Source organism: Oryzomonas rubra (assembly GCF_008369015.1).
In the GTDB taxonomy this organism is placed as follows: domain Bacteria; phylum Desulfobacterota; class Desulfuromonadia; order Geobacterales; family Pseudopelobacteraceae; genus Oryzomonas; species Oryzomonas japonica.
The window spans coordinates 207100-220854 of record NZ_SRSD01000003.1 but is presented as its reverse complement, the minus strand read 5'-3'; the positions used below and the strand labels follow the sequence as shown (position 1 = coordinate 220854).

Below are 13755 nucleotides of genomic sequence, written 5' to 3'. Positions count from 1 at the left end.
GGGGTGGCGCCCTGGCCGTCTGCGGGCCGGGGAACGGGGCGGCTTACGGGGACGCCGTTTCGTGCGGAGTTGTCGGTTCGTCCGCGAGGGCCGGCAGATAGATGTGAAAGGTCGCCCCTGTGTCGGGTGTGGATTCGGCGGTGATGGCGCCCTTGTGTTTGCGGACGATGGAGTGGCAGAGCGCCAGGCTGAGCCCCATACCCTTCTGGCTGCCCATCTCCTTGGTGGTGAAGTAGGGGTCGAAGATCCTGGGCAGGTTTTCGGGGGGGATGCCGGTGCCGGTATCGTGGAACGCCAGGTGAACGTACTCCCCCGCCGGGAGGGCCAGGGGGTCCTGTTCGCCGATGGTCACGTTCTCCCCTGTTATCCGCAGGGTCCCGCCCCGGGCCATGGCTTCGACGGCATTGACCGCCAGGTTGGAAAAGGTCTGCTCCATCTGGGAGTCGTCCATCCTTACCCGGTGCAGGTCGGGTGCGATAGTGACTTCGCTCGTTATGGCCGGTTTGCCCCTGAGTACGGCAGCGATGGCTGATGTGACCAGGGGCGCAAGGGGCGCGGGATGCACGAAGGAGTCCCCTCCTTTGGAAAATGCCAGCAGGCGCAGGCTCAGCTCCTTGGCGCGCAGGGAGGTCTGTTCCGCCGTCTCGAGCATTTCGACGATGGTCTGGGGGGAGTTGACATGCAGCTTGGCCAGGGATATGTAGCCGAGGATCACCTGCAACAGATTGTTGAAGTCGTGGGCCATGCCGCCGGCCAGGATGCCGATGGCTTCCATTTTCCTGGACCGCAGGCTCTCCGCTTCAAGCTTTCTCTGCCGGGTGACATCCTCCCCGTTCTTGATGAACTTGAGCAATGAGCCGTCAGGGGCTTTGAGGGGGGATATGCTCACATTTTCCCAGAAGAGGTCGCCGTTTTTCTTCCGGTTCCGCATGCTGCCGTGCCATTCGCTCCCCTGGAGAATCGTGGACCACAAATCCTGGTAGACTTCGGGGGAGGTCTCGCCTGACTTGAGGATGCGCGGTGTCCGTCCGATCGCTTCGTCGGCGTCAAAGCCGGTTATCTCGCAGAACTTGCGGTTCACGTATTCGATGGCGCCGGTGGTGTCGGTGATGATCGCCATGCTGGGACTTTGCTCGAGGGCATTGGAAAGCAGGCGGATGTGTTCGTTTTGCCGGCGGAGTTGTCGCTGCATCGTCACAACGCCGATGCTCCGTTCGATGGCCTCGTAAAGCTTCTGGAAGGCGACCGGTTTGAGGACGAACTGGTTGATGCCGATATCGATGGCCTGGAGCAGGTAGTCGATATCGTTGAAGGCCGTCATGACGATAATCTGGGCATCGCGGGTCCTGCTGCGGATCTCCCGGGCCATATCCAGCCCGCTCATGAGCGGCATCATGATATCGGTCAGTACGATGTCGGGGGTATGCGTCTGGTAGAGTTCCACTCCCTCTCGGCCGTTTTCGGCTACGATCAGCCGGTAGCCGCGCAGTCCGAGCATGCGTTTGACCTGTTCCCGCGTGGTGGTTTCATCCTCCACGTACAGGATTGTGAGGTCGTCTGGGGAGGGGGGTGACGTCATTGTCATGCCTCGAAGCGACGTCCCGCCGTGCCGGCGGCCCGTGCGTCTCTATCAAAATGATGATCAGGGGCTGGGGGAATGGGATGCTTTCCCGGCAGGGGGGCAATCATGGCAGTCGCCGGGCAGGGGGACAGAGATTTTATCGGCTGGGTTGGGACTGGGTTGGGTGGGACATGACGGTTCACGATGTTCCCCAAACGAGAAAGAAGTCGATACGGACAACGCCGGGGCGGCGCGTCCGTATCGACAGCAATTTTATCAGAGATTCGGCCGGTGACAAGCCGCTGTAATGAATTTTGCGGAGATGGGTGTCAAATAGCCTTGCGCCAGGCCAACCGCTGTTCCAGCCAGCGGGAAAGGGAGGTGAAAGCGTAGCAGACAATAAAATAGATCAGGGCGATGAAAACGAAGATTTCCGTCGGATAGGCCATGGTCCGGTTGTTGATCTGGGTTCCCACATGGGTCAGTTCGGATACGCCGACGATGAAAGCCAGAGAGGTGTCCTTGATCAGGGAAACGAACTGGTTGACGAAGGAGGGGATCATGTTGCGCAGCCCCTGGGGAAGTACGATATAGAGCATGGCCTGCCACGGCTTGAGGCCGGTGGAGATGGCCGCTTCGGTCTGCCCCTTGGGGATGCCCTCGATACCGGCCACCACGATGCGGGACATGTAGGCCGAGGTGAACAGGGTCAGCGCCATGATGACGGTCTGGCTTTCAGCCACTTTGCCGAACAGGGCCGGCAAGAGGAAGTACATCCAGAAGATGACCATCAGAAGCGGCATGCCGCGCACGAGGTTGATGAAGGCGACGGCGGGGTAGCGCACGACCGGAAAACGGGAGATGCTGAGCAATCCCAGGATCAGGCCGCCGAAAAAGGAGAGGACGCAGGAAACCGACGCCAGGTACAGGGTCAGGCCCAGGCCGCCCAGAGGGCCGTTGGGAAAACGGCCGATCATGAAGTAGGTGAAGTTGTCGGCAATCACCGATATATTGAAAAATTGATCCATATCAGGCCGCCTTGTGAATGTTGAGGACTTTCTCGTTGTAGATGTTCACCAGGGCGGTGATAACCAGCGAAATAGCCACGTAGACCACGGTTGCTGCGGTGAACGCCTCGAAGCCCTTGAAGGTGTAGCTCTCCACCTGGCGGGCCTGGTAGGTCAACTCCATGACACCGATCGTCATGGCCAGGGACGAGTTCTTGGCCAGGTTGAGAAACTGGTTCACCAGCGGCGGCACCGTGAGGCGGACCGCCTGGGGCAGGATGATGTACTGCATGGAGCGGAGGTAGGAGAAACCGGCGCTGCGGGCCGCCTCCATCTGCTCCTTGGGTATGGACAGCACGCCGGAGCGGATGTCCTCGGCGATGAAGGCCGAGGTGTAGATGGTCAGGGCGATCACGGCGGCGGCGAACTCGAAGTTGGTGCCGTTCAGCCAGTCGTTCACGGCGGTCGGAAGGATCTTGTACGACCCGAAGTACCAGAAGAATATCTGCACCAGAAGCGGGGTGTTGCGGAAAAATTCCAGGTAGGCATGGGCAATCCAGCGGACCGGCTTGTTGTTGCTCATGCGCATGACGGCGATCAACAGTCCCAGGATGAAGGCCAGCACGATGGAGAGTGCCGAGAGCTGTAGGGTGACCTTGACTCCCGAGGCCAGCCATTCGAAATACTTGCCCGAGGTTACGGTCGACCAGTCGAATTGATAATTAAGCACGTGAAACCCTCATGAAAAGCGGGGCGGGGGGAGGAAGCCTTCTCCGTACCCCCCGCCTGCTGGACGTTACAAGCTCTGTATTACTTGCCGGCCGTAATCTTGAAGTTGCGTTGCAGATGGAACTGGGTCGTGGGGCCGAACCACTTGTTGAAGATCCGGGCGGCTTCGCCTGACTTCTCCATATCCAGGATGGTCTTGTTGACGAAATCCACGAAGTGCTTGTCGCCCTTGCGCATGCCGAGGCCGTAGGGCTCGTCGGAGATCTGGACGCGGGGGATTTCGAAGCGGGCCTTGTTGGGAGCCTTGGCCAGGATGCCGGCCAGGATGGCCTCATCGGTCGTCACGGCGAACACCTTGCCCTGCTCCAGGGCGAGCAGCGCCTGGGGATAGTCGTCAAAGGAGAGCACAGTGGCGGTAGGCAGGGCCTTCTTCACGTTCTGCTCCGAGGTGGAACCCTTGGCGGTACCGATCTTTTTGCCTTCCAGGTCCTTCAAGCTCTTGACGGTCCCTTTTTTGGTAATGAACTTCTGGCCGGTGAAGAAGTAGGTGTGGCTGAAGTCGACCTGTTTGGCCCGCTCGGGGTTTTTGGTCATGGTGGCGGCGATGATGTCGATGTGAGATTCCTGCAGCTGGGGCATGCGGCTGGCCGAGGTGACCGGCTTGAGTTCTACCCTGACGCCCAGCTTTTTGGCGATGGCGTTGATGAAGTCAATGTCGTACCCGACGATGGTGCGGGTCTTCTCGTCCACATAGCCGAAGGGGGGGAGGGAGTCCTTAACCCCGGCCACCAGCACCCCTTTTTTCTTCACATCAGCCAGCGTATCAGCGGCCAGCACCGTTTTGGCGGCCATCGAGGCCAGCACCGTGACCATGAATAATGTTACCAGTTTCTTCATGTCGAATTCCTCCTTCAAGAGTGGTAGTACAGACCGGAAAGCCCGGTTCTAAGGACATTCGCAGTGCATCGGCGTCAGAAGCTGGCGCAGGAACTGTTGTGCGCGTTCGTGCTTCGGCCTGCTGAAAAATTCATCGGGGGTAGCCTCCTCCAGAACGGTGCCGGCATCCATGAAGGCCACCCGGTGGGCAACCTCGCGGGCAAATCCCATCTCATGGGTGACCACAACCATGGTCATGCCGCTCACGGCCAAATCCTTCATGACCGCCAGAACCTCGCCGATCATCTCCGGGTCGAGGGCCGAGGTGGGCTCGTCGAAGAGCATGATCCTCGGTTTCATCGCCAGGGCGCGGGCGATGGCCACGCGTTGCTGCTGGCCGCCGGAAAGCTGTGACGGGTAGGCATTGCGTTTCTCAGCCAGCCCGACCCGCTCCAACAACGCCATGGCCTGCTCTTCGGCATCTCTCTTGGCGGTCTTGCGAATCTTGGTGGGGGCCAGGATGATGTTGTTCAGGACGGAAAGGTGGGGGTACAGGTTGAACTGCTGGAAGACAAAGCCGACTTCGGCCCGCAGTTTGTTGATATCGGTCTTTTTGTCCAGCAGGTCCATGCCGTCAACCGTCAGCGTCCCCTTGTCGATCGGTTCGAGCTGATTGATGGTGCGGATCAGGGTGGACTTCCCGGAGCCGGACGGCCCGCAGACGACCAGCACTTCGCCGGAGGTTACGTGCAGATTGATATCGTTGAGTACGTGCAGGCTCTTGAACCACTTGTGCACGCCTTGAAAGGTAATCATCGAACACTCCTGTAAATTGAGGTGAAACGTTGTGCAAAAGCAGTGGATTTGTATAACACAAAGCACCACGGGTGGGCAAAGAAAAATTGGCCGTCAAATGAGACAACAATAATCTGATTGACGGGTAACAAGGCGGGCATATAATTAAAAACAAAGGGTTAAAATGATCGCCCCTTCTCGTATACGTTGCGGGTGAAAGGTGTGTGATAATCATGTTGTCCAGTATCTCGGCAGGTGAATTGAAATCGCTGCTGGATTCGGGTGGCCCTGTCTGCCTGATCGACGTGCTTCCTCCTGAATACTACGGGGAGCGCCATATTCCGGGCGCGAGCAATGCGTGCGTGTATGAGATGGCGTTTCTGGAAAACCTGGCAAAGATCGTCAGCGACCGGGATACGCCGTTGGTGGTGTATGGCGTCAGTGCCCGTTCGCGAGAGGCCTCGGTTGCGGTGGAAAAACTGAGACGTGCCGGATATCGGGAGGTGCGGGAACTGGCGGGCGGCCTGGCCGCCTGGCGGGCGGCCGGATATGGGGTGGAGGCGGGCGAAGGCCCGGCTGTCCCGGAGATCGCCATCGCGGACGGCGGGTATGTGGTGGATTGCGCCGCTAGTCGGCTGGAATGGATGGGGCGCAATCTGAACGGCAGACACTACGGCACCATAGCCGTATCGGGCGGAGAGATCCTGGTGAAAAAGGGCGGGCCGGCCGGCGGAAGCATCACCCTGGATATGGGGTCCATTGCGGACATCGACCTGAAGGATGAGGGGTACAACCGCATGCTGGTCAGCCATCTGAAATCCGACGACTTTTTCGATGTGGCCACCTACCCGGAGGCGGTCTATGCCATCAACGGCTCGGAGCTTCTGCCGGAGGCGTCCACCTGTTCTCTTGTCTATCGGGTGATGGGCAGCCTCGAACTGAGGGGGGTGAAAAGGGAGTTGCCGCTCACGGCCGAAGTGGCGCCCCAGCCGGATGGCCTACTCAAGGCCAGGGTACTGTGCGATCTTGACCGCACGCGTTGGGGGGCCATTTACGGCTCGGGGAGGTTTTTCGAAAAACTCGGCCAGCACCTGGTAAACGAGATCGTAACCGTTGAGCTCTTCCTGGTCGCCAAAATGCGCCGGAACTGAAGTCTGCCGCTGTAACTCTTTTATGGGAATGACCCTTTCCCACAATCGTAACAACCGATTTTAGGTTCATCAATCTGCATCCGTCACATCATATCCACCGGATCGATATCCACATATTCGCGGATGGTCGAAACTGCAGGGCGATTCTGCTGCCAGGCGGCGATCAGGCGGCGCAGATCGTTGCGGGTGGGGGATTTGAGCAGGATCTGACGGCGGAAACGGCCGCGCAAGCGGTACAGGGGCGCCGGGGCCGGCCCCAGTATCTCCACACGCAGGCCCTTTTCCCGTTTCAGCTGCGTCAACAAACGGGCTATGGTCTCGGCATGCTCTTCCACCGGTCGCTCCGTTGTGCCGGAAAAGCCGAGGCAGGCCAGAAAGCTGAAAGGAGGGTAGCCAACCTCGCGGCGGAATTCCAGTTCCTGGCGGTAGAAGGCATCGCTGTCATGCCGCACGGCGTTCTGGATGGCGTAGTGGTCGCTGTTGAGCGTCTGGACGACCACCCGGCCGGGGGCGTCCCCCCGTCCGGCCCGGCCGATGACCTGGGACAGAAGCTGAAAGGTGCGTTCGGCCGCGCGGAAATCGGGCATGCCCAGGCTGGCCTCGGCATTGACCACACCCACCAGGGTCACGCCGGGAAAGTCGTGCCCCTTGGCGATCATCTGGGTCCCCACCAGGATGTCCGCGCTGCCGTCGGACATGCGGGCCAGGAGGCGTCCGTGGCTCCCCTTGCCGCCGGTGGTATCGCTGTCCATGCGCAGGATGCGCGCCTGTGGCACCAGTTCGCGCAGGTCGTGCTCCAGGCGTTCGGTGCCTGCCCCCAACTCCTTCAACTCCTGGCAGCCGCAGGCAGGACAGATGCCGGGGGCGGGGATGGCGTAATCGCAGTAATGGCAGACGCTCTGCCCCCGCTGGCGGTGGTAGGTGAGGGACACGGAGCAGTTGGGGCACGCCAGGGGCGCGCCGCACTCCGCGCAGACCAGATAGGTGGCAAAGCCGCGGCGGTTGAGAAAGATGATCGCCTGCTCGCCGGCGGCCAGGGTCGCCTCCAGGGCCGGGACCAGGAGCGGGCTGATGGCCGTGGCAACCCCCTTCATGGGGGCCAGCTCGACGGTGGGCATGGGGCGGTGCTCAACCCGTTCCGGCAGGGTGAGCAGCGCCAGCTTGCCGTGCTCCGCGGCATACCGGCTGGTGACCAGCGGCGTGGCCGACCCGAGCAGGACCACGGCCCGCTCCATCCGTCCCCTGACCAGGGCCAGGTCGCGGGCGTTGTAGCGCAGGCCGTCGGCCTGTTTGAAGGATGCCTCGTGTTCCTCATCGACGATGATGATGCCGATCCGGGCCAGGGGGGCGAAGATGGCCGAGCGGGCGCCGATGACGATGCGGGCCTGGCCGCGCCTGATGCGCCGCCACTCGTCATAGCGCTCCCCGTCGGAGAGGCCGCTGTGCAGGATGGCAATGCCGTGGCCGAAGCGGGCGCGGAAGCGCTGCACCAGTTGGGGGGTCAGGGAGATCTCCGGCACCAGCACCAGGGCGTTGTTGTCCTGCCCCAGGGCTTGGTCGATGGCCTGGAGATAGACCTCGGTCTTGCCGCTGCCGGTCACGCCGTGCAACAGGAAGGGGGCAAAGGCGTGCCGGTCCAGCGCCGCGCAGAGGGCGTCCAGGGCTGCCTGCTGGTGTGGAGAAAGGACCCGGGGGGTGTCGCGCTTCACAGCATCGTCGCCGAACGGGTTGCGATAGACCTCCCGCGTCTCGCCGGTCACGAGGCCCAATTCCGCCAGCCGTTTGAGCTGTGGCGAACAGGTGCCGAAACGCCGCCGCAACTCGGCCGCCGGGATATCCCCCGCCTCCCTGATCACACCGAGGATGTCCGCCGCCTTGGCGCCCAGGTGGGGAGCGGGCTCGCACGGCGCTACGGCGCGGTAGACGATCTCGGTCTTGATGGCCTTCCCGCCGCTGACGGTGGGGTCATCCTGCCCCGAACCCTTGCGGTCCTGGATGTTGATGCCGGCCGGAAGGGCTGTTTTGAGGACTTCACCCAAGGGGTGCAGGTAGTAGTAGGCCACCCAGCGGAAGAACTCCAACTCGCTGTCCGTCCAGAGCGGTTCGGGATCGAGCACCTCGAAGATCTCTTTCAGTTCGTGGGGCGGGGGCTCCGTCACGTTTCCCAGGATGTAGCCGGTCAACCTGCGGCGGCCGAAGGGGACGAAGGCGCGCCGCCCGGCAAGGGCCTGCCCTTCCATTTCCCGGGGGACGCGGTAGTGGAAGGTCCGGTCCAGGTGGAGCGGGATGGCTACTTCGATGATGTGGGGCACATGGTTGGACATGGGATGGTGATAGCAGAGCCCCGGCGCGAAGTAAAGCGCGGAGAAGCGAAAAGAAGGGGAGGGCGGGGGGCGCTGCCCTCCGCGGCCTACCAGAACTTCCGGGGGGGCTCGGTTTTCCCCAACAGGCGGATCTCGCCGTCAATGACCTTGAACATGTCGCCGATCTCGGTGGTCCACTCGTCCCCCTCTTCCAGTGGGCTGGGGAAGGAGCGCTGGCCGAGGAACATCTGCTGGTCGTCCACATACCCGTACCACTCCAATGCGCCGGTCATCCATATTCTTGTTTTCAGTTCCATGGGAATACCTCGTAATAGTCAAAGTCTGGTTTGTCTACGATAGCCGCGACTTGAAATCCTCGTAGCCGAAGCTGCGCACGACCCGTAACTCGCCCGTCTGCGGTTCGTAGGTGCAGATGGCCGGGTGCTGGATACCGTTGAAGGTGGTGGTCTTGACCATGGTGTAGTGGGCCATGTCCAGGAAGGCAAGCCGGTCGCCCACGTGCAGCGGCCGGTCGAAGGACCAGTCGCCGATGATGTCCCCCGCCAGGCAGGAGGGGCCGCCCAGGCGGTAGGTATGGGCCTTCTCGGCGGGGGTGAAGCCTCCCTCGATATCGGGGCGATAGGGCATCTCCAGGGTGTCCGGCATGTGGCAGGTGGCCGAGACGTCCAGGATGGCGATATCCAGTTCGTTATGCACCACGTCCAGCACCTCGCCCACCAGGATGCCGGTGCCGATGGCGATGGCCTCGCCCGGCTCCAGGTAGACCTCCAGGTCGTACTTTTCGCGGAAATACGTCACCAGTTCCACCAGGGCATCGATGTCGTACCCCTCTCGGGTGATGTGGTGGCCCCCCCCCAGGTTGAGCCACTTCATCCGGGGCAGGAACTCGCCGAACTTCTCCTCGAACGCCCGTGCCGTCCGCTCCAGCGGTTCGAACAGCTGTTCACAGAGGGTATGGAAGTGCAGTCCCTCGACCCCTGCCAGGGACCGCCCCTCAAACTCCGCCCGCGGGATGCCCAGCCGCGAGGCCGGGGCGCAGGGGTCGTAGATGGGGGTGTGCCCCTCGGAGTGCTCGGGATTGACCCGCAGGCCGACGGAGACGCGCCCCCGTTCCTTTTCCCACAGGAGGCGGAAGCGCTCCAACTGGTTGAAGGAATTGAAGACCAGGTGGTTGGAGATGGACAGCAGTTCCACCACGTCCTTCTCCTTGAAGGCCGCGGCGAAGCTGTGCACCTCGCGCCCGAACTCCTCCCGTCCCAGGCGGGCCTCCCAGGGGGAACTGGCGCAGACCCCCTGCAGGGTCTCGCGGATGATGGGGAACACGCTCCACATGGAGAAGGCCTTCATCGCCATGAGGATCTTAGCCCCGCTGCGCTTCTGAACCTCATCCAGGATGGCCAGGTTGTGGCGCAGCCTGCCCAGGTCCACCACGTAGGCCGGGGAGGGGGCGAGTTTAAGGATTTTGTCGATATCGATACCGGTCAAGATATAAACCTGTTTCTGCCACGGAGGCATTGAATCTGAAAGAAGCCTGTTGATGATAAAAGCGGTTTTTCCCACAAGAAACGTCAGATTTGCGATGATGACCGTGCCGGCGACGAGGAGGCGAGAGAGGCGTAGCAGCGCTACGTCGATGAGCCTCCGTAGGAGCCGGTGCCGTCAGGGCGCAAATGTGGCGTTTCTCACAGTTCCGGCCATTCGCCGCCATCCACGACGACCGTAGGCAGCCCCATGGGCCCCAGCACCTCCAGGAACAGCTCCGGGTCGAACTGCTCCATGTTCCAGACCCCGGGTTTGTGCCACTTGCCGGTCAGCATCATGATGGCCCCCACCACGGCCGGTACGCCGGTGGTGTAGCTGATGGCCTGGGACTTAACCTCCCTGAAGCAGGCCTCGTGGTCGCAGATGTTGTAGATGTAGACCTGCTTGCGCTTGCCGTCCTTGAGGCCCCGGGCGATGACGCCGATGCAGGTCTTGCCCTTGGTCAGCGGCCCCAGGGAGCCGGGGTCGGGCAGCACGGCCTTGAGAAATTGCAACGGCACGATCTTCTGGCCGTTGTACTCCACCTCGTCGATCCTGGTCATGCCCACGTTTTGCAACACCTCCAGGTGCTTGAGGTAGTTATCCGAAAAGGTCATCCAGAACTGGGCCTTTTTGATGGTGGGGATATGCTTGACGATGGACTCCATCTCCTCATGGTACATGCGGTAGATGTTCATGGGGCCGATGCCGGCCGGGAAGTCGAAGGAGTGCTTGGTGGCCAGCGCGCCGCTCTCGATCCACCGGCCGTTCTCCCAGTGGCGGCACGGGGCGGTCACCTCGCGGATGTTGATCTCCGGGTTGAAGTTGGTGGCAAAGGGCTGGCCGTGGGAGCCGGCGTTGGCATCGATGATGTCGATCTCCTGGACCTCGTCGAGGTGGCTCTTGGCCGCCAGGGCGGTGTAGACGTTGGTCACGCCCGGATCGAAGCCGGAGCCGAGCAGGGCCATGATCCCGGCCCGTTTGAAGCGCTCCTGGTAGGCCCACTGCCAATGGTATTCGAATTTGGCCGTGTCGCGCGGCTCGTAGTTGGCGGTGTCCAGATAATCAACCCCGGTCTCCAGGCAGGCATCCATGATGGTCAGGTCCTGGTAGGGGAGGGCCACGTTGATCACCAGTTTTGGCTGTTCCCTGCGGATCAGGGCCGCCAGTTCCGGTACGTTGTCGGCGTCCACCTGGGCGGTTGCGATCGGCGTCGCTATCTGGGCCGCAATGGCGTCGCATTTGGACTGGGTGCGGGAGGCCAGGGTAATCTCGCTGAAGATATCCCGGCGTTGGGCGCATTTGTGGGTCACAACCTGACCGACGCCGCCGGCGCCGATTATAAGGACCTTGCTCATGGAAAACTCCTTCTCCGGGCAGTGCCATATTCGCGCCCTAACGACGGTGGCTCGTCGGCATGCTCCTCGACGTAGCGTTGCTACGCCTGCGGGCCTGCCTCCTCACCACCGCCGTTATCATCGCGAATCTGGCGCTGCGCAGCTTGGTAAAATGGTGCACTGGATATTACGGGCATTGGCCGGCTGGCGCAATGCCCGTAACAAAACTTTTACAAAGTGATGGAGGGTTACTCGTTACTCGCCCAGATAGGTATAGCCCAGAAGTGTCCGGTCCAGGAGTTCGATGAAGTGGCTGCTCTCCTCGATGGAGATCTTCCGCAGGGCGACACTCTTCTCCAGGTTGTCCCTGACATGCTTGAGAATCTCTGGCCCCTTGTATTGGACGTACTTCAGACTCTCCCAGCATGCGTCGCCGTTGATGACGGTGTCGATCAGGTAACCGGTTTTCTTGTTGAAGGTGATATGCACGGCATTGGTGTCGCCGAACAGGTTGTGCATGTCTCCCAGGATCTCCTGGTAGGCGCCGATCAGGAAGAAGCCGATGAAATAGTCCTCCTCCTTGCGGATGCGGTGGAGCGGAAGGAACTTGGTCCTGCCGGTCTCGCCGACAAAACTGGTGATCTCGCCGTCCGAGTCGCAGGTGATGTCGGCGATGGAGGCCATGACGTCCGGCTTCTGGTTGAGCCGCTGCAGCGGCATGATCGGGAAGAGCTGGTCAATGGCCCAGGAGTCCGGGATCGACTGGAACAGGGAAAAATTGGCGAAATAGGTCTGGCGCAGGGCCAGGTGAAAGTTCTGCAACTCCTCGGGGATCGGTTTGATCTTCTCGACGATGCCGTTGAGTTTTTTTATGATCTTGGAGTAGAGCCACTCGGCGATGGCGCGGTCGTTGAGGGTCAGGTAGCCCAGGTTGAACAGGCTGACCGCCTCGTTGATCAGTTGCATCGTATCGTGGTAGTCCTCGCGCAGGGAGTAGCGGTCGATGCTCTGGTAGATGTCCATGAGCTTCTTGACCGTGGGCGCCAGATTCTCGGCCTGGGTCAGGATCTCCTCGAAATCGGGCATCAGGTGCTGTGTGTTGGTGTTGAGGACGTTGGTGATCAACACCGAGTAGTGGGCAACCGTGGCGCGCCCCGATTCGGAGATGATGTTGGGACACTCGACACCAGCCTCTTCGCAGATGTTCTTGATCTGGTAGATGACGTCGTTGGCGTACTCCTCGACCGTGTAGTTGACGCTGGAGAAGTAGCTGGACTTGGAGCCGTCGTAGTCCACGCCCAGGCCGCCGCCGATATCGAGAAATTCGATGCCGACACCCAGTTTCCGCATTTCGGCGTAGATACGGGTCCCCTCGATCAGGGCGGTCTTGATCTTGTCGATCTTGGTGATCTGGCTGCCGATGTGGAAATGGAGCAACTTGACGCAGCCGAGCATCCCGTGTTCCTCCAGCATGCGGATGGCGGCGATGATCTCGGACATGCGCAGGCCGAACTTGGCGTCCTCGCCGCCTGATGTGGCCCATTTGCCGGTTCCCTTGGAGGAGAGCTTCACCCGGATGCCGAGCTTGGGCTGGATGCCGGTCTTCTTGGAAAGTTCGATGATCTTTTCCAACTCGAACAGCTTTTCCACCACCAGGGTGATGTCGTAGCCGATCTTGGTGGCGTAGAGTACGGTCTCGATATATTCGGTGTCCTTGTAACCGTTGCAGATGATCGGCAGGCCGTTGCCGGTGGAGATGGAGATGCCTGCTACCAGCTCCGGTTTCGAGCCCACCTCCAGGCCGATGTTGTAGCGCTTGCCGAAGTTGGCGATGGCCTCGACCACCTGGCGCTGCTGGTTGACCTTGATGGGGAAAAAGGTCTGGTACTTGGCCGGGTAGTCGTTCTCCTGGATGGCGCTCTTGAACACGCGGTTGATACTGGCGATACGCCCCTGGAGCACATCCATGAAACGCAGCAGGATAGGGGGCTTGATCTTGCGTTTGATCAGGTCGTCGACCAGGGCGCGCAGATCGATGGACTGCTTGGAACTGGAGGACGGATGGACGCAGATGTTCCCCTTCTTGTTGATAGAGAACAGGTCGGCGCCCCAGTTGTCCATGTTGTAGAGCTTTACGGACTCGTTAATCGTCCAGCGTTCCATAGGCCGTGTACCAACTTTCGTCATTAATTTGCTGAAAGCCATCGTGTAGCAGGGGGACAATGGCGTGCTTCGCATTATTGCATATATTATTGAAGATCGCCCACATAATGTGCCCGTTGCCGGGGAGCGAAACAAAAATGAACAAATTTGTTCTTCTATTGAATATTGCAGTGTAAGTCAATCAAATAAAAATATGTCCCGGGAGGAGGGGCTGATTTCGGGCGAGTTTGATAGCGCCATGACGGCCGGTTGCGCCGGATGACGCGGGTTAGTCCCGAATTGTGCGCACCC

General features: G+C 60.7%; 12 protein-coding genes. 2 read left to right on the top strand and 10 right to left on the bottom strand.

The features are described 5' to 3' along the window. Window positions 1–43: 43 nt before the first annotated feature. The 5 genes from ET418_RS06075 to ET418_RS06055 all read right to left on the bottom strand — a co-directional run bounded on the left by ET418_RS06075 (window position 44) and on the right by ET418_RS06055 (window position 4989). Window positions 44–1585: an ATP-binding response regulator gene (locus tag ET418_RS06075; protein ID WP_149306694.1), complete on the bottom strand. Its 1542-nt coding sequence runs from the start codon at window positions 1583–1585 to the stop codon at window positions 44–46. Window positions 1586–1890: 305 nt separating this feature from the next. Beyond that, on the bottom strand, window positions 1891–2589 hold the full coding sequence (locus ET418_RS06070; RefSeq protein WP_149306693.1) for an amino acid ABC transporter permease: 699 nt from the start codon (window positions 2587–2589) through the stop codon (window positions 1891–1893). A 1-nt stretch (window position 2590) separates the two neighbouring features. Further along, complete coding sequence (locus ET418_RS06065; RefSeq protein ID WP_149306692.1) at window positions 2591–3298, bottom strand: amino acid ABC transporter permease; 708 nt, start codon at window positions 3296–3298, stop codon at window positions 2591–2593. Between the two features lie 80 nt (window positions 3299–3378). Then, on the bottom strand, window positions 3379–4194 hold the full coding sequence (locus ET418_RS06060) for an ABC transporter substrate-binding protein (protein ID WP_149306691.1): 816 nt from the start codon (window positions 4192–4194) through the stop codon (window positions 3379–3381). 48 nt (window positions 4195–4242) lie between these two features. After that, window positions 4243–4989, bottom strand: coding sequence for an amino acid ABC transporter ATP-binding protein (locus tag ET418_RS06055; RefSeq protein ID WP_149306690.1), 747 nt, complete (start codon window positions 4987–4989; stop codon window positions 4243–4245). A gap of 212 nt (window positions 4990–5201) precedes the next feature. Between ET418_RS06055 and ET418_RS06050 the strand changes: the two genes are divergently transcribed. Further along, window positions 5202–6119, top strand: coding sequence for a YceI family protein (locus ET418_RS06050; RefSeq protein WP_246152962.1), 918 nt, complete (start codon window positions 5202–5204; stop codon window positions 6117–6119). A gap of 83 nt (window positions 6120–6202) precedes the next feature. Here the strand turns inward: ET418_RS06050 and priA are convergent, their stop codons facing one another. The 5 genes from priA to speA all read right to left on the bottom strand — a co-directional run bounded on the left by priA (window position 6203) and on the right by speA (window position 13464). Further along, the gene (gene priA / locus ET418_RS06045) at window positions 6203–8443 is read right to left on the bottom strand and encodes a replication restart helicase PriA (protein WP_149306689.1); all 2241 of its coding nucleotides are present in this window, start codon (window positions 8441–8443) and stop codon (window positions 6203–6205) included. 86 nt (window positions 8444–8529) lie between these two features. Continuing rightward, on the bottom strand, window positions 8530–8739 hold the full coding sequence (locus tag ET418_RS06040; RefSeq protein ID WP_149306688.1) for a hypothetical protein: 210 nt from the start codon (window positions 8737–8739) through the stop codon (window positions 8530–8532). Window positions 8740–8773: 34 nt separating this feature from the next. Further along, window positions 8774–9928, bottom strand: a complete 1155-nt coding sequence (nspC, locus tag ET418_RS06035; protein WP_149306687.1) for a carboxynorspermidine decarboxylase — start codon at window positions 9926–9928, stop codon at window positions 8774–8776. Window positions 9929–10125: 197 nt separating this feature from the next. Further along, window positions 10126–11322 carry a saccharopine dehydrogenase family protein gene (locus ET418_RS06030; protein WP_149306686.1) on the bottom strand — a complete coding sequence of 399 codons (1197 nt, stop codon included), beginning with the start codon at window positions 11320–11322 and terminating at the stop codon, window positions 10126–10128. 234 nt (window positions 11323–11556) lie between these two features. Then, the gene (speA, locus tag ET418_RS06025) at window positions 11557–13464 is read right to left on the bottom strand and encodes an arginine decarboxylase (RefSeq protein ID WP_149306685.1); all 1908 of its coding nucleotides are present in this window, start codon (window positions 13462–13464) and stop codon (window positions 11557–11559) included. A gap of 64 nt (window positions 13465–13528) precedes the next feature. Between speA and ET418_RS06020 the strand changes: the two genes are divergently transcribed. Next, the gene (locus tag ET418_RS06020) at window positions 13529–13726 is read left to right on the top strand and encodes a hypothetical protein (protein WP_149306684.1); all 198 of its coding nucleotides are present in this window, start codon (window positions 13529–13531) and stop codon (window positions 13724–13726) included. Window positions 13727–13755 lie beyond the last annotated feature (29 nt).